Below are 15,398 nucleotides of genomic sequence, written 5' to 3' on the forward strand. Positions count from 1 at the left end.
GTTGTCCGCAAGTTTGTCGATAGCGCGTCGGAGAGCATGCCGCGCGCGTTGCCCTCGCGCGCCGTAGGAAAAACAGTCGCACAAGACTGCTGCGGAACAAGAGAGAGGGCCGATGACGGGTGTCTATAACCCGCTGTTGGTCTGCCTGTCGCTGGCGGTCGCATTCCTCGCGTTCTATACGGCCGTGGAACTGTCTGCCGGCCTGAATGCGCTCGCGAGCGCGAAATGGCGGCCGCTCTGGCTCGCCGGCGGCGCGTTGTCGATGGGGCTCGCCGTCTGGTCGATGCACTTCACCGGCGTGCTGGCGTTCTCGCTGCCGGATGCGGTCGGCTACGGCCTTGCCATCACCAGGGCATCGCTGTTCCTCGCAATCGGCATGTCGCTGATCGCGCTTGCCACCACGAGCCGCGGCGTGCTGTCCCGGCGGCGCACAAGCGTCGCCGGAACGATCATGGGCGTCGGCATAGCCGCGATGCACTTCACCGGCATGCAGCGATGCCGATGTCGCCGGCCATCGAATACACACCCTTGAAAGTCGCGCTTTCGGTGGGCGTGGCGATCGCCGGTCGTCGCGGAAGGTGTCGAGACTGAGTCGCAATTCGGCCCGCTCAGCGAACTGGCCTGCGATCAGATGCAGGGCTTCCTGTTGAGCAGGCCGTTGCCCGCGTCGGAGTTTCTGGCGTCCTGCGTTGCTCCGCGGACCGCATCGTTGCCGCGAGTAATGCCGTCTGCGCAGCGCCCGTAGCTTGAGAAGCGCGCTGTCAAAATAATCAGATAGTGAACGCAAATTGGCTGGATAGTTCGACTCGCTGATTGGGTATCCAATACACCTCATCGAAACGATTGAGGCGAAGGAGAGGGCCTATCATGAGCGAGAAGCGAAGTGCCTCCGAATGGAGCGAGTTCGTTAGTGGCTGCCTGGACTTCCGGCCGGCGGAAGGCGTCTACCGGATAGCCCGCGAGATGTTCACGGAACCTGAACTCTTCTCTCTGGAGATGGAGTTCATTTTCGAAAAGAGCTGGATTTACGCCTGCCACGAAAGCGAAATCCCGAACAAGAACGATTTTCTGACGATACGCGCAGGTCGTCAGCCGCTGATTATTTCCCGCCGTCCCGTCGAAGTGCTAGCTGATTTTGAGCTGCCGCCACAGGCGGTGTCGGTCGTCCATCGCGGCAATCGTCGTACGTCGGTGAAGGTACGGACGATTGTGGATTTTTTGGTGGGGAGCGGGGCGGCGCACGACTGAACTCTCGGCCCGGGCGAATTACAGGAACTCCTCGGCGTTTGAAATCCCTAGCGATATTTATACCCGGATATTATTGACAATATTTGTATCCGGGTATAAATTGTCGATCATTCCAGATTCGAGATCGCTGCCGTGTCACACACGTCCTTCCATTCCTACACGTCCTTCAACGGTCATCGTCGTATTGCGTCGGGTTCATTGGAAACGGTGGCTTTGGTCTTTAAGCAGGCCATCGACAGCGGTGCCGCCGGCCCCGTCCTGATTTTCGATGACACCACCGGGCGCTCGATCGACATCGATACGAGAGGTTCGAACGAGGAGATGCTGGCTCGCCTTGCCACGCATCCGGCAGCGCAACCCGGCTGCCCGCTTCCAGCCGTTCCCGATCCGACCGCTGCTGACACCCCGGCTAACCCGCCTCGCGGTCGAGGGCGTCCCAAACTTGGCGTGGTGGCCCGCGAAGTGACGCTGCTGCCACGTCACTGGGAATGGCTGACGGCACAGCCCGGCGGTGCCTCTGTGGCACTGCGTAAGCTGGTCGACGAAGCAAGACGAGCGCATGGGGAGAAAGACCGGCGTCGCCAGGCGCAAGAGCGTGCGTACCATTTCATGACCGCGATGGCTGGAGACATGGCGGGTTTTGAAGAGGCCGTACGCGTGCTTTTTGCGGAGGATCAGCTGCGCTTTCGCAAACTGGTTGCTGCATGGCCGGCGGACGTGCGCGATCACGCCATCGCGCTGGCTTTCGGCGATGGGCACGATGCTTGCCACACAACAGGCTGATAGAGGCACTCCCGGCATGCCCACGATCAACCTGAATTCCGGTGCGACAGCGCCCGTCATCAATGAAGTCGACCTTGCCGATCTTTCCGTTGCTGTGCGACGAGTCGTGCCCGGAACTATCGGTAAAGACCGCGTGCGAAGGTTAACCGGACTGTCGTTAAGTGACGACTAATCTCGGAACAGGTCAAATACAGAAAAACCTCGAATACGATTCTGGTACACGAAGTCATATCAGCCAATCGTGTGGACTTGCCTTGCTTGTTCTTTGCCTTCTTCGCTGTCACCCACCACGCTGCCAGCGACTGCCCAATTGCATAACCCAATCAACCCCCTTTCCCGCCAGGAATATCGCGATCAAGGTGGCCAACATACTTGCCCATCCAAGAAAGGCGCCGGAAATCACGATCACCACCGTATTCAAGAGAAGCGAAAGTTGGCCAATGCTAAAACGTGGGTACCTGCGAGACAGCACCACGCAGACGATATCCATCCCGCCGGTCGATCCACGACACATCAGGATTACGGCAATAGCTGCGCCGTTCAGTAAGCCACCGAGCAGAGATCCGAGGACTAGTCCATGAATGCCCGGTACTCCACTAAAAAGCTTGAGAAAAAACGACATTGCCACGGTCCCTGCCAGACTGAGCAGCAGGAAACGCAATCCGACTACACGGAATCCGAGCAGAAACAGCGGGATATTGACTGCGAAATAGACGACATCGAACGGCAGAGCGAATTGACGGGAGGCTAACGCCAGTAGTCCCCCGAGGCCAGGAGGCAAAATCTGGTTCGGCTGGAGCAAGACGTAATAGTTCAGGGCGATAACGGCGGAACCGAGCGTAACCAGAACTATCTCCAGCCCCGTGCGCCACCATTGCGCGTGCTCGAGGATCGGCTTGTTCATAGGCCACCCACGCCAGGATGCGAACGCTCAATGTACTGTTCTAGCTCGTACTGCAACGCATCGACGGACCGGCTTGTGGCGGCGAACCGGCGAATCAGGGTCATCCGAAGGAGCGGGCGGATTCTTGCGAAGAGAGCGCACGCGCGCCGTATCCCAGTCATCAATCCTGGCCGTCCACCAACACGAAATATCGTTGCTCGGCACTGAGGATAAATTCGAGCATCGTAGTCCTGACGCGTTTCGCATCACGCTCAAGGAAGCCGTTCAGCAAGTCTTGCATTCCATCAAGCGCGATTTTCTGGGTGGACGAATCAGTCAACGTTAGCGATCTGACCTGTTGTGCGTGATCGGTAAAGCGTCTGATGGTCTCCTGCAGCCGTCTGTTCTGCACTGCTCCGAGCCAAACATCGCGAAACTCCACATTGGCAGCAATCAATGCGACCCCGTCCTGCTTTTCATACGCTCGACGGGCGTTCTGGTAGGCACGCTGTAACGCAGCATCATGCTTATCCGTCAGCGCAGCGGTCGCGCCGGCTGCTGCACTCGGTTCAAGTAACCGGCGGACTTCGAAAATCTCATGGATGTCGCTGTTCGTCAGCATGGGCATGACGAAGCCGCGCGTGGTCCCGACCAGGTATCCCTCGTTGACCAGCCGTAGAAGCGCCTGACGAACAGGCATGCGTGTGCAGTCGAATTCGTTTGCTATTTCATAGTCGAGAATGCGTTCGTTCGCGCCGATGTCTCCGCGCTGTAGCCGACCGCGGACCTCCTGGTAAATCGTTTCGGTCAACGTAGTCTGTTTGAGCTCGGTTCGACCGGGCGTCTTTGCAATTTTTGCGACCTGCGTTGTCATGTTGGCCGGTTCCTCAATCTGAATTCGGAATTCTCTAATTCGCTCATCTTCGCTGTCTTGCATGCCCATTGTCAAGAGACTCGTCCAAGCGGTGGAACGGTCCTGAAACGTCAGTGAAAACCCCCTCCGGTAAAACCCTCCGACATTGATAGATAAGGGTTACGCCGCTCGTTGGCCAGATTCTGGCGGCCGCAATTAGTTGACATCTAAATTTTTCCATCTTAAGGTTTCGCCAACCTCAAAACTGAATTCAGTTTGCAAAAATAGACCGGGGCAGCGGCTCGGTGGACCAAACAGATAACCAAGGATTCAACCGATGTTTTTTCGCTCGCTGAAGCCGGGCCTGGTCAGTGATCGACACCTCGACCTGATATGGCTGGCGCTTGGAAGCACGCCGATGGTGGAGTTTGCCGCTCATGCGCACCCGGACGCACTCGTGCTTGATCTTCAGCACGGCCTGTGGGAGCGCGGCGCGCTTGAATCGGCGATTGGCGCCGTCGGTGCGCAGGTGCCGGTGATTGCCCGCTGCGCCGAAAATTTACACAGCGCTATCGCACAGGCGCTCGACGCAGGCGCCGCTTCGGTGCTGGTGCCGCTCATTGAAACTGCGGCCGACGCACGGAAGGCTGTGTCGGCAGGGCGCTACCCACCGGTGGGAGTGCGTTCTGCTGGCGGCGTGCGCCCATTGCTGGCCGGGCTCGATGCGATGCTGGCCGCCGATCGCGAAGTGGCAATCGGCCTGATGATCGAAACGGTCGAGGGAGTCGAGAACGTCGAGGCCATCGCCGCGGTGCCGGGCGTCGACTACCTGTTCATCGGAACCGGCGATCTTTGTCTGTCACGCGGCACGAGCGACAGCGAGGTAATCGGCCGCGATTGCGAGCGGGTCCTGCGTGCCGCTACAGCGCGCGGTTTGCCGTGCGGCATCTTCACCGGCGACGCACGTACCGCGCGTCATGCGATCGAGAGCGGATACCGGATGGTCGTGTGCGCCAATGACATTGAATTGGTGAAGCAAGGATTCCTGACGGCAAGAGAAGAGGTGCGCCGCTCATGCGCGACGCCTGCCTCTCATATCGGTCAGAACACGCTGAGGAAGCCATGAGTATGACGAGACAAGCGATCGCGACGATGCCTGATTCGCCCATCATCGACGTCTGGCGTCTGGGCGTTGGCCGGAGTGACGTCATTGGTCTGTGGGCGGGGGAAAGTGATCTGCCGACGCCGCAGGCCTTTTGCGACGCGGCCAGTCGTGCGCTGGCAGCCGGACACACCTTTTATTCGGCCAATCGCGGCATCCCCCAATTGCGGGATGCGATCCGCGCCTACTACGACAGGCTGTGCGGCATCCGCGTGGCAGACGAGCGCATCGCTGTCACTTGCGGCGGCATGAACGCGGTGATGCTCGTCGCGCAAGCAATCATCGAACCGGGCGACAACGTCGTGTGCGTGACGCCGTCATGGCCAAATATTCTGCGCGCCGTCACGATTACCGGCGCCGAGGTTCGCAGCGTGCCGCTTATCTGCGGCGATGAGGGATGGCATCTCGATCTGCAGCGGCTGTTCGACGCTTGTGACGCACGCACGAAGGCAATCTACTACGCCTCGCCCGGCAACCCGACTGGCTGGATGATGGAAGCCGACCAGCAGAAGCAGTTGCTCGAATTCGCGCGTTCACGCGGCATCTCGATCCTTGCCGACGAGGTCTACCAGCGCATCGTGTATGACCGGCCCTACGCGCCTTCGCTGCTGGAAATCGCCACGCCGGACGATCCGGTCTTCGTGATCAACAGCTTTTCCAAAGCGTGGCTGATGACCGGCTGGCGTATGGGTTGGCTCGTGTATCCGCGCGCAATGCTCGACACCTTCGAGAAGCTGATCCAGTTCAACACCAGTGGCGGTCAAGCGTTCCTGCAGGCAGGGGCGGCGGCGGCCCTCAACGAGGGCGAGCCGGTCGTCGAATCGTTCGTGTCGCGCTGCCGTGGGGGCCAGCGGATCGTGCTCGATCGTCTGCGCACGCTGGAGGGGCTGCATGTGATGCCGGCGAGCGCGTCGTTCTATCTGATGTTCAGTATCGACGGCATCACCGACACGCTCGAGTTCTGCAAGCGCGCAGTGCGCGAGGCCGGCGTGGGACTCGCGCCGGGCATCGCGTTCGGCGAGGAGTCGGCGCACCAGATCCGCCTGTGTTATGCGCGTAGCGACGCCAGCCTGATCGAAGCCATGGATCGACTCGAAACGCTATTGCGCAGCCAGCCCTAGACCAGCCTGTGCAGCCAGGATTTTGCAGCACCTATGATCGGCCGTCGACGCCGCTCTGGTTATCCATCCAACAAGAGAGACTCGTAAATGATGCAACGCAAACTCCACGCCGCGATAGCAATCCTGGGGATCGGGTTAACGGGGGCCGCCTTCGCACAAGGCGACGTGACGCTGTACGGCATTGTCGACCAGAGCGTGCGCTTCACGAATAATTCGAATGCGGCGAACGACAACCAGGTGCAGCTGACCAACGGCGCCATCACCAACAGCCGCTGGGGCTTGAAGGGAGACGAAGACCTCGGGGGTGGCCTGAAGGCGGTGTTCCGCCTCGAAAGCGGCTTCGATCCGCAGACCGGCAATCTCAACCAGGGCGGCCGGCTCTTCGGCCGCTATGCGTATGTGGGGCTGTCGGGCAACCTCGGCACCTTCACGCTCGGCCGCCAAGGGACGGAAGCATTCAACTTCTTCGGTGACTTCGATCCGTTGACGGTCGGCAACTATACGGCGAACTCGTGGCCGTTCTTCATGACGGTGGGCCGCATCGACAATGCCGCGACCTATGCCGGGCAGTTCGGCGGCCTGCATCTTGGCGCGACCTACGGGTTTGGTCAGCAGCCCGGCAGCCTGAGCAGGAACTCGTCCTGGAGCGTGCGCGCGTCTTACGACATGGGTCCGGTGAGCTTCGGCGGCACGTACCAGGAAACGCGCGACCTCAGCAACAACATCCAGCGCATGTGGGGAGCGGGCGCGAAGTATTCCGTCAGCCTGGCCACGCTGTTCGTCGGCTACATGGGCGGCCAGGATGGCACGGGCTTTGTCGACGGCGCGCTCAACGATCCGAGCCGCACCGTCACCACCGGCTCGTTCTCCGACAACAAGCGCCGCGACATGACGTTCTACACCGGGCTCACCTATCAGGCGTCGCCGGCGTTGAGCCTGACGGGCGCCGCCTACTACGACGACATGCACAACATCAACGGCCTTGGCGGCAACACGGGCCAACGCTACACGGGCGTGCTGCTGGCCGAGTACGCGCTGTCCAAGCGCACGCAGGTCTATGCGACGGTCGACTACAACCACGTCAATGGCGGCGCGTTCACCGAGCTGCCCGGCAAGGATAACCAGACGGGCGTTGCCGCCGGCATTCGCCACCTGTTCTAAGGCGCGCTCGCCGAATCATTGAAAAGGAACGACTCATGACATATTCCGCCGAACCCGATCGCCAGGGGTGGCTGCTGTACCATTCGGTCGGCATGTTTCCGGGGCAGGAAGACGCCATGCGCACCGCGCTCGACACCTTCGCGTCGAACTGGTGCCGCCCCGATCTCCAGCGCTGGGACTACGGTCTCGCCGCTCGACGGCAAGTGCTCGATCAATGGGCCGCGTTGGTCAACGCTCCATCCCATGCCGTCTTCGCGTCAGAGAACGTCACCGAAGCGTTCGCGCGCTTCGTCGGCGCGCTCGGTCGTCGGCGTCTGGCTGGCCGGCGCGTGTTGATCGCCGGGGATTGCTTCCCGAGCCTGCACTACATGCTGCGCGGCCTAGAGCCCGTGCTTGGCTTTACGCTCGACACGGTGCCGGTCGCAGCCGGCGAAGCGTTCGTGACAGACGATGCATTCATCGCCCGTTGGCAGGAAGACGTGGCGCTGGCCGTCGTCACCTGGGTCACGTCGACCGCTTCGAAGCGAGCGGATGTCAAGCGGCTCGCCACGCACGGTCGAGCACAGGGCAGCCTGATCGCAGTCGACATCACACAAGGCGCGGGCATTCTCGATTTCGACGTCATGCAGCCGGCCGTCGATTTTGTCGCGAGCACCACGCTCAAATGGTTGTGCGGCGCGCCGGGCACCGGGCTCGCGTACCTCAATCCGGGGTTGCTCGACAGCGACATGGCTCCGCTCGTGCAGGGCTGGTTCAGCCAACCCGATCCATTCAACTGGGATCTCTCGCGCTTCTCTTTGGCCGCCGATGCGCGTCGCTTCGACACCGGCACGCCATCGTTTTTGCCGTTCGTCGCATCGAGCCCGGGCCTCGCGTGGCGGCTCTCGACCGCGGCGGCCGGCATGCGCGAGCACAACCTTGCGCTGTCGCGCAGGTTGATTGCGCAGGCCGACGCCAAGGGATACCGGTTGCGATCACCGCGCGACGATGCGCAGCGCGGTGGCAGCGTGATGGCGGATTTGCCCGCGCATGTCGATCCGCACGAACTGGAGGTTTCTCTGGCGAAGCACGGCGTTCTGGTGGATACGCGCGGCTGCACCGTGCGCATGTCACCCGGCATGCTGACTTCCCACGCGGCGCTCGACACGCTATCGACGCTGCTCCCCGAAGGCTGACCCACTGACGCAGCACAACTATTACACGGGACCGCAGACATGGAAGAGACGAGTATTACTGCACGCGAAAAGGGCTTGCACAAAGCCCTGACGCAACGCCAGATCACGATGATCGGAATCGGAGGCGCCATTGGCACGGGCCTCTTCATGGGCAGCGGCATTGCGATCGGTTACGCTGGCCCAGCGGTGCTGATCAGCTACGCGATCGCCGCGCTGATCGCCGTGATCATGGTGTTCAGCCTCGCTGAGATGGCAGTCGCGCATCCGACCGCGGGCTCGTTCGGCACGTACGCGGAGATGTATCTGAGCCGCGGGGTCGGCTTCGTCGTGCGCTACACGTACTGGATTATCGAGGTGGTCGCGGTCGGCGGCGAAGCTATCGCTGTCGGCGTCTACATGGGCTTCTGGTTCCCTGGCGTTCCAGTGTGGCTGTGGTCCATCGCGTTCGGCATAGCGCTCGTCTACGTCAACTGCCGGTCGGTGACCAACTTCGGCTCGTTCGAGTACTGGTTTGCGTTGATCAAGGTGGTGGCGATCCTGGGTTTCATCGTGGTCGGACTTGCGAAAGTGTTCGGTCTCGGAACGGGGACGCCCGCAATCGGTCTGCACAATCTGACCGGCTTGCCGGGCGGCTTCATGCCGCATGGCTTCGGCGGCGTGTGGATGGGTGTGCTGATGGCGATTTTCTCGTTCTACGGCGTGGAAATCGTGGCCGTGACGTCGGGCGAGGCGAAAGATCCGTCGCGCGCCATTCCGCATGCGCTGCGATCGATGGTGGGGCGCCTCACGCTTTTCTATATTCTCGCGCTCGGCCTGATGGTCGCTTACCTTCCCTGGACCGAAGCCGGTGCGAGGGTGGTGCAGCAAAGTCCGTTCGTGAAGCTTTTCGCGCACGCAGGTATCGCGCACGCGGCGGGGCTGATGAACTTCGTCGTGATCACGGCGGCGCTCTCGAGCATGAACACCAACATCTACCTGTCCTCGCGCACGTTGTTCTCGCTCGCGCGCGGCGGTTACGCACCGCGCTGGATCGGCGCGCTGACCGCGAACGGCACTCCGCTCGTCGCTACGCTGATTTCCGGTGCCGGCGTGCTGGCGGCAGCAGCGGTGTCTTTCTTCAGCCCGCTCGCGTACAACTATCTGTTCGGTATTGCCTTGTTCGGCGGCATCTTCGTATGGATCGTGATCCTCGCTACCCATCTGCGATTCCGTCGTGCATGGCGAGGCCGCACGCTGCCGGTGCGCATGCCGCTGTTCCCGATTGCGCAAATTACCGGCATTGCATTGCTGAGCGCGATTCTGGTGACCATGGGGCTGGACACCGAATTCTGGAACATCTCCTGGATCGTCGGTGTGCCGTGGCTGGTCGTTATTTCGGTGGTGTACTTTTTCTACCGCAAGCGGCTGGCGCAGTCGGTGGTCGCTAACGCCGCTAACGCCTGAATGTCTTGAGCGCTGGGTCGTGCAATCGCGCACAGCCCGGTGGAAGGGCCAGGGACCGGCCCTTCCATCGCGGCGCGAATTCGGGGGCATGGCTTCAATCAGCCGTGCCGGATCGGATCACCAACAAGGAACACCATGGCCGAGCGGTCATTTGTCGAAGAAGTGAAGAAGCTGCGCTTGGGCGCTGGCGAGGTTTTCAGCGGCGAGGGGATTCTCGCGGTGACCAAGGCGCTGCTGGAGTCGGGCGTGGCGTATGTGGCCGGCTATCAGGGCGCGCCGATCTCGCACTTGATGGACGTGCTCGCCGATGCCCAGGACATCCTGAGCGATCACGGCATCCGCTTCGAGAACAGCGCGAGCGAAGCCACCGCAGCGGCTTCGCTCGCCGCCTCGGTGAACTATCCGCTGCGCGGCGCGGTGACTTTCAAGGCCACGGTCGGCACCAACGTCGCTTCCGACGCACTTGCGAACCTCGCCTCGGGCGGGGTGACGGGTGGGGCGCTGATCATCGTCGGCGAAGACTACGGCGAAGGCTCCTCGATCATGCAGGAGCGCAGCCACGCCTTCGCGATGAAATCGCAGATCTGGCTGCTCGATCCGCGACCGAACCTGCCGTGCATCGTCCAGGCGGTGAAGGACGGCTTTGATCTCTCCGAGGCGAGCAACACGCCGGTGATGCTGCAATTGCGGATTCGCGCGTGTCACGTGCACGGGCAGTTCGTCGCCTCGGATAACCGCCGCTCGGCATTTTCGATCAAGGATGCCCTCGAGAACCCGAATCGCGACGTGAGCCGCATCGTGCTGCCGCCCGCGAGCTTCCTGCACGAGCAGGAGAAGATCAACCAGCGGTGGCCCGCGGCGGTGAAGTTCATCGAGGAGCGCCAGCTCAACGAATTTTTCTCGGGCGACGCCGCCGATATCGGCATCGCCGTGCAGGGCGGCAGCTACAACACGGTGCTGCGCGCGCTCGAACGCCTCGGTCTCGCCGATGTGTACGGAGAGTCGAAGGTACCGCTCTACGTGATGAACGTCGCGTATCCACTCGTCGATTCCGAGTGGCAACGGTTCTGCCAGGACAAGCGCGCCGTGCTCGTCATCGAGGAAGGCCAGCCGAACTTCGTCGAGCAGAACGCCAGCGCGATCCTGCGCCAGGTCGATTGCGCGGCCATGCTGCACGGCAAGGACATGCTGTCGCTCGCCGGCGAATACAGCACGGCAACCGTCATGAAGGGTCTGCGCGCGTTCTTCGAGCGTTATGGCATGCTCGCGCCGGAGCCGGTCAAGCCGGTCGCGCGCAAGGTGATTCCGCTCGTGGCGGTGCCCGCCGCTGCTTCAACCGCTGCCGGTTCAGCGCCTGCGGCGGAGCTGGTCGCGCAGCTGGATGAAAACGTCCATTCGCGGCCGCCCGGCTTTTGCACCGGTTGCCCCGAGCGGCCAATTTTCACCGCGATGAAGCTGGTCGAGCGCGAACTGGGCACGCACCACGTGAGCGCGGATATCGGCTGCCATCTGTTTTCGATCCTTCCGCCGTTCAATCTCGGCAGTACGACGATGGGCTACGGTCTCGGCAGCGCGAGCGCGGCGGCACTGAACGCACCAGCAGACAAGCGGGCGATCTCGGTCATGGGCGACGGCGGGTTCTGGCACAACGGCCTGACCAGCGGGATCGCAAACGCGGTCTTCAACAAAAGCGACAACCTCACCGTCATCGTCGACAACAGCTACACGTCGGCCACAGGAGGGCAGGACATCCTGTCGTCCACCGCGCTCAATCCGACCCGCAGCACCGGGCACGAAATCGAGCGGGCCGTGCGCGGCGTCGGCGTTGACTGGGTGCGCACCGTTCGCCGCACCTACGACCTGAAGTCGATGATGGCCACGCTCAAGGAAGCGCTCACCACCCAGGCCAAAGGCCCGAAGGTGCTGATCGCGCAAAGCGAGTGCATGTTGAACAAACAGCGTCGCGAGAAGCCGAAGGTGCGCAAGGCGATCGCGGCCGGCGAGCGCGTGGTGCGCGAACGCTTTGGTGTCGATTCCGACACCTGTACCGGCGATCACTCGTGCATCCGCCTGTCCGGTTGCCCGTCGCTGTCGGTCAAACAGAACCCGGACCCGTTGCGCACCGATCCGGTCGCAACCGTGCTCGATAGCTGCGTGGGCTGTGGGCTGTGCGGGGAAGTGTCCCATGCCGCCGTGCTGTGCCCGTCGTTTTACCGCGCGCAGATCGTCAGCAATCCGACCCGCCTCGACCGTCTGCGGCAACGCGTGCGCGACGGGCTGATCGGCTGGCTGCAGCGACGTGACGAGGCGCGCCGCGCGCGCTACGCGTTCTGATCAACGAGAGTTCCACTATGAAAGCCCAACCGATCAAAATTGCCATTCTCGCCATGGGCGGAGAGGGCGGTGGCGTGCTAGCCGACTGGATCGTCGATCTCGGCGAACACAACGGCTACTACGCGCAGACCACCTCCGTGCCGGGTGTGGCGCAACGCACCGGCGCGACCATCTATTACGTCGAACTGTTTCCACGGGAACTCGCGGACCGTGCCGGCCGCGCGCCCGTGCTCGCGCTGATGCCGCTGCCCGGCGACGTCGACGTTGTGCTCGCGTCCGAGTTGATGGAAGCCGGTCGTGCGGTGCAGCGCGGTCTCGTGACGCCTGATCGCACCACGCTCGTGGCCTCTACCCACCGCGTCTATTCGATTGCCGAGAAGACGGCGATGGGCGACGGGCGAGTGGATAGCGACGCGCTGATCGCGCATGCCGGCAAGGCGGCGAAGCGCTTCGTGCGCTTCGATATGGCTCAGGCGGCCGAAGCCTCGGGCAGCGTGATCAGCGCTGTGCTGTTCGGCGCGCTGGCCGGCACGGGCGTGCTGGCGTTCAGCCGCGAGCAGTTCGAGGCGACGATCGAGCGTGGCGGCGTTGGCGTAAAACCGAGCCTGCACGCGTTCGGCGTCGCATACCTGAAGGCGAACGAAGTCGAACAGCCGGTTGACGACACCGCAGAATTCGCGACTGTCGGCAGCGACACGCAGCCACGCGACGCGATAGTGGCGGCTCTCGTCGAACGCGTTCGCACTCGATTCCCCGTCGAGGTTCAGCAAATTGTGACCGAGGGTGTGCGCCGGCTGATCGACTACCAGGACCCTGACTACGCAGGACTCTATCTCGATCGCCTTGCCGAAGTAGGGCGCGCGCTCGGGCAGCAGGACATCGCGCTCATGCGCGAGACCGCGCGCCACCTGGCGCTGTGGATGTCGTACGAGGACACCATCCGCGTGGCCGATCTCAAGACGCGTGGTTCGCGCTTCGAGCGGGTACGCACTGAAGTGCGCGCACAAGTGGATCAGCTCCTCGCGATCAACGAGTTCATGCACCCGCGGATCGAAGAAATCTGCGAGACGCTGCCTGCGTCGCTCGGCAGATGGCTGATGCGTCCGCACTGGGTGCATCGCCTCGTGCGCCGTTTCACGCAGGAGGGCCGTGTCGTTACCACCAGCTCGCTGCGCGGCTACCTGATGCTTTACGCGGTGTCGCGCATGCGCGGCTTGCGCCGCGTGACGCTGCGCTACCAGGTGGAAAATGCGCGCATCGAACACTGGCTGAGCCAGGTGCTCGATGCGGCGCGGCGCAATACGGCGCTTGCCGTCGAGGTCGCCGAATGTCAGCGGCTCGTCAAAGGCTACAGCGACACGCACGCGCGCGGGCTGGCCAACTATGAGAAGGTGATGGCCGCCGTGGCCCGCGCTGGCGCGCTGCTCGCGCCCGCCACACTGCGTGAGCTGCGCGGAGCGGCGCTAGCCGACGAGCACGGCAAAAACCTCCAGGAAGCACTCGTACGCCACGGATTGGTTTGAACAGCTATCACGGTGTGACCGGCGACTGCAGGATCGGCATGCCGACCGTGCATCTCGAAGTGGATTTCAGGGCGATTAGCCGCATGGGCGATCAGGTGTGGCTATCGCTCGATAGCCATTCCTGGGGACTTGCGTGCGGCGATCGAACGCGGAGTTTCCTGCGCGATGGTATCTGCGTGACGATCGCAGCGCCGCGGATTCTGCTCGGCGTGACGGCAGAAGACTAAGTAGTACGATATTTTTTGGGAGGTTCGGGCAACACGGCAACTCTGGGTGTTTGGGTGCTTCGCGCAGACCAACGACGATGGTTCACATATCACAGATACGAATGACATACTCCATATGACAACAGTCCTCGATCAACTCATTCGCGAAATCTCGGTCGGAGGAGTTCGTGTAGTCGATCTGACGCAGACGCTTTCGCCGGATTTCCCCGCCTTGCAGTTGCCGCCTGAATTCGGGCAAGTGTGGGATTTCAAGATGGAGCAGATCAGCCGGTACGACGAAAAGGGTCCTGGGTGGTACTGGAACAATTTTTCGTGCGGTGAGCATACCGGGACCCACTTTGACGCTCCGGTTCATTGGGTTACCGGCAAGGATCACGCGCGCAACGCAGTCGACACGATTGACGTGACGAACTTCATTGCGCCGGCAGTCGTGATTGACGCCAGTAGAGAGGTGGCGGCTAATCCTGACTGGTTGCTCACGAAGGAATTCCTCGAGCGTTGGGAGTCGCAGCACGGCAAAATACCTGCGTCTGCTTGGGTGTTATTCCGCACTGATTGGTCCAGACGTACAGACCCAGCCGAATTCGTCAACTTGAGGGAGGACGGCGCACATACACCGGGGCCGACGCAAGAAACTGTGGAGTGGCTGATTCGCGAACGGGACGTCCATGGCTTTGGCGTTGAAACGATCAACACCGACGCGGGCCAATCATATGCGTGGCCAATTCCGTATCCGTGCCATACGCTGATGCACGGGGCCAACCGTTACGGGTTGCAGTGCCTGAAGAACCTGGACGAACTGCCGCCGACTGGGGCCGTGATTCTTGCCGCGCCGCTAAAAATTCAAGCAGGCTCTGGTAGTCCGCTTCGGGTACTCGCCCTGGCTCCGACTCGATGAGCAATCTGGAGAGCACGACTGCCTGGCACGCTGCCGCCGTCGGAGAATCGGCGGCATTGCGGGTTTTAGATGCGACGCAGCACTGCGAAGCAGAAGAAGTTCCAAACGAGCGCTTCCAACGCGTGTTCTTTAGAAGTCCCGTCTGGTCCCCGTTAGTGCTGACCGAGCGCCTGCGCACGCTGTTCGGCGACGACTCGACCCGCTTGCTGAGCATTGGCGGGGTAGTGCTCAAAATTAATTGGCGGTTTGAATCCTGCGGCTCGCCAGGCGGCAAGGTCCACTTTGACGTCAGCGCGTGTTAGGGGTGCAGACGGATCGGGCGACGTAGAAGGGGACGTCTGTGCGATCGCGGACGCGATGCTTCCCGCGCCGAGTAGAATGCCCAGTACGGCCACAGTAACATTCTTCATGACGAATCCTCCTGAGAGGTGGTGCCGATCTTAATCGTAGACTTTTTTTACCGCTCGTCCAGTCGAATTGACTTTCCTTATGACGCATGCGTCACTCCCCCATTGCAGGTTGGCTGCGTGACTGAGTCAATGAGCCATCGACTAAACACGTCTCCGCCGAGGCTACTAATTAAATGG

Annotated in this window: 13 protein-coding genes and 2 pseudogenes; 12 read left to right on the forward strand and 3 right to left on the reverse strand. The window is 61.8% G+C overall.

What is annotated here, in order from left to right:
- The first annotated feature begins 112 nt into the window (after window positions 1-112).
- The 3 genes and pseudogenes from P0D89_RS16495 to P0D89_RS16505 all read left to right on the forward strand — a co-directional run bounded on the left by P0D89_RS16495 (window position 113) and on the right by P0D89_RS16505 (window position 2,031).
- Complete coding sequence (locus P0D89_RS16495; protein WP_408358968.1) at window positions 113-532, forward strand: MHYT domain-containing protein; 420 nt, start codon at window positions 113-115, stop codon at window positions 530-532.
- Window positions 533-867: 335 nt separating this feature from the next.
- Window positions 868-1,110: pseudogene (locus P0D89_RS16500) on the forward strand (anthranilate 1,2-dioxygenase large subunit); the annotation flags it as partial.
- Window positions 1,111-1,380: 270 nt separating this feature from the next.
- Complete coding sequence (locus tag P0D89_RS16505; protein ID WP_408358966.1) at window positions 1,381-2,031, forward strand: DUF2239 family protein; 651 nt, start codon at window positions 1,381-1,383, stop codon at window positions 2,029-2,031.
- Window positions 2,032-2,311: 280 nt separating this feature from the next.
- Here the strand turns inward: P0D89_RS16505 and P0D89_RS16510 are convergent, their stop codons facing one another.
- Together P0D89_RS16510 and P0D89_RS16515 are read right to left on the reverse strand one after the other, a co-directional pair.
- Window positions 2,312-2,935 carry a YitT family protein gene (locus tag P0D89_RS16510; RefSeq protein WP_408358962.1) on the reverse strand — a complete coding sequence of 208 codons (624 nt, stop codon included), beginning with the start codon at window positions 2,933-2,935 and terminating at the stop codon, window positions 2,312-2,314.
- Window positions 2,936-3,095: 160 nt separating this feature from the next.
- Window positions 3,096-3,851: a GntR family transcriptional regulator gene (locus tag P0D89_RS16515; RefSeq protein ID WP_408358960.1), complete on the reverse strand. Its 756-nt coding sequence runs from the start codon at window positions 3,849-3,851 to the stop codon at window positions 3,096-3,098.
- Window positions 3,852-4,104: 253 nt separating this feature from the next.
- Here P0D89_RS16515 and P0D89_RS16520 point away from each other — a divergent pair, with 253 nt between their 5' ends.
- From P0D89_RS16520 to P0D89_RS16560, 9 genes and pseudogenes are all read left to right on the forward strand, one after another.
- Window positions 4,105-4,893 carry an HpcH/HpaI aldolase family protein gene (locus P0D89_RS16520; RefSeq protein ID WP_408376917.1) on the forward strand — a complete coding sequence of 263 codons (789 nt, stop codon included), beginning with the start codon at window positions 4,105-4,107 and terminating at the stop codon, window positions 4,891-4,893.
- Complete coding sequence (locus P0D89_RS16525; RefSeq protein WP_408358956.1) at window positions 4,890-6,050, forward strand: pyridoxal phosphate-dependent aminotransferase; 1,161 nt, start codon at window positions 4,890-4,892, stop codon at window positions 6,048-6,050. The genes P0D89_RS16520 and P0D89_RS16525 overlap by 4 nt, the downstream gene beginning before the upstream one ends.
- Window positions 6,051-6,137: 87 nt before the next feature.
- Window positions 6,138-7,211: a porin gene (locus P0D89_RS16530; RefSeq protein WP_408358954.1), complete on the forward strand. Its 1,074-nt coding sequence runs from the start codon at window positions 6,138-6,140 to the stop codon at window positions 7,209-7,211.
- A gap of 35 nt (window positions 7,212-7,246) precedes the next feature.
- On the forward strand, window positions 7,247-8,386 hold the full coding sequence (locus P0D89_RS16535) for an aminotransferase class V-fold PLP-dependent enzyme (RefSeq protein ID WP_408358952.1): 1,140 nt from the start codon (window positions 7,247-7,249) through the stop codon (window positions 8,384-8,386).
- A gap of 39 nt (window positions 8,387-8,425) precedes the next feature.
- Window positions 8,426-9,829 (forward strand): amino acid permease, encoded by a 1,404-nt coding sequence (locus P0D89_RS16540; protein WP_408358950.1) that lies wholly within the window; start codon window positions 8,426-8,428, stop codon window positions 9,827-9,829.
- A gap of 135 nt (window positions 9,830-9,964) precedes the next feature.
- Window positions 9,965-12,163 carry a thiamine pyrophosphate-dependent enzyme gene (locus P0D89_RS16545; RefSeq protein WP_408358948.1) on the forward strand — a complete coding sequence of 733 codons (2,199 nt, stop codon included), beginning with the start codon at window positions 9,965-9,967 and terminating at the stop codon, window positions 12,161-12,163.
- Between the two features lie 17 nt (window positions 12,164-12,180).
- Window positions 12,181-13,686: an indolepyruvate oxidoreductase subunit beta family protein gene (locus P0D89_RS16550; protein ID WP_408358946.1), complete on the forward strand. Its 1,506-nt coding sequence runs from the start codon at window positions 12,181-12,183 to the stop codon at window positions 13,684-13,686.
- Between the two features lie 2 nt (window positions 13,687-13,688).
- Window positions 13,689-13,796: pseudogene (locus P0D89_RS16555) on the forward strand (acyl-CoA thioesterase); the annotation flags it as partial.
- Between the two features lie 232 nt (window positions 13,797-14,028).
- A complete protein-coding gene (locus P0D89_RS16560; RefSeq protein WP_408358944.1) occupies window positions 14,029-14,811 on the forward strand; it encodes a cyclase family protein in 783 nt (260 codons plus the stop codon).
- Window positions 14,812-14,963: 152 nt separating this feature from the next.
- Here the strand turns inward: P0D89_RS16560 and P0D89_RS16565 are convergent, their stop codons facing one another.
- Complete coding sequence (locus tag P0D89_RS16565) at window positions 14,964-15,221, reverse strand: DUF4148 domain-containing protein (protein ID WP_408358942.1); 258 nt, start codon at window positions 15,219-15,221, stop codon at window positions 14,964-14,966.
- Window positions 15,222-15,398 lie beyond the last annotated feature (177 nt).

It is taken from the genome of Paraburkholderia sp. RL18-085-BIA-A, assembly GCF_046027075.1.
Classification (GTDB): Bacteria; Pseudomonadota; Gammaproteobacteria; order Burkholderiales; family Burkholderiaceae; genus Paraburkholderia.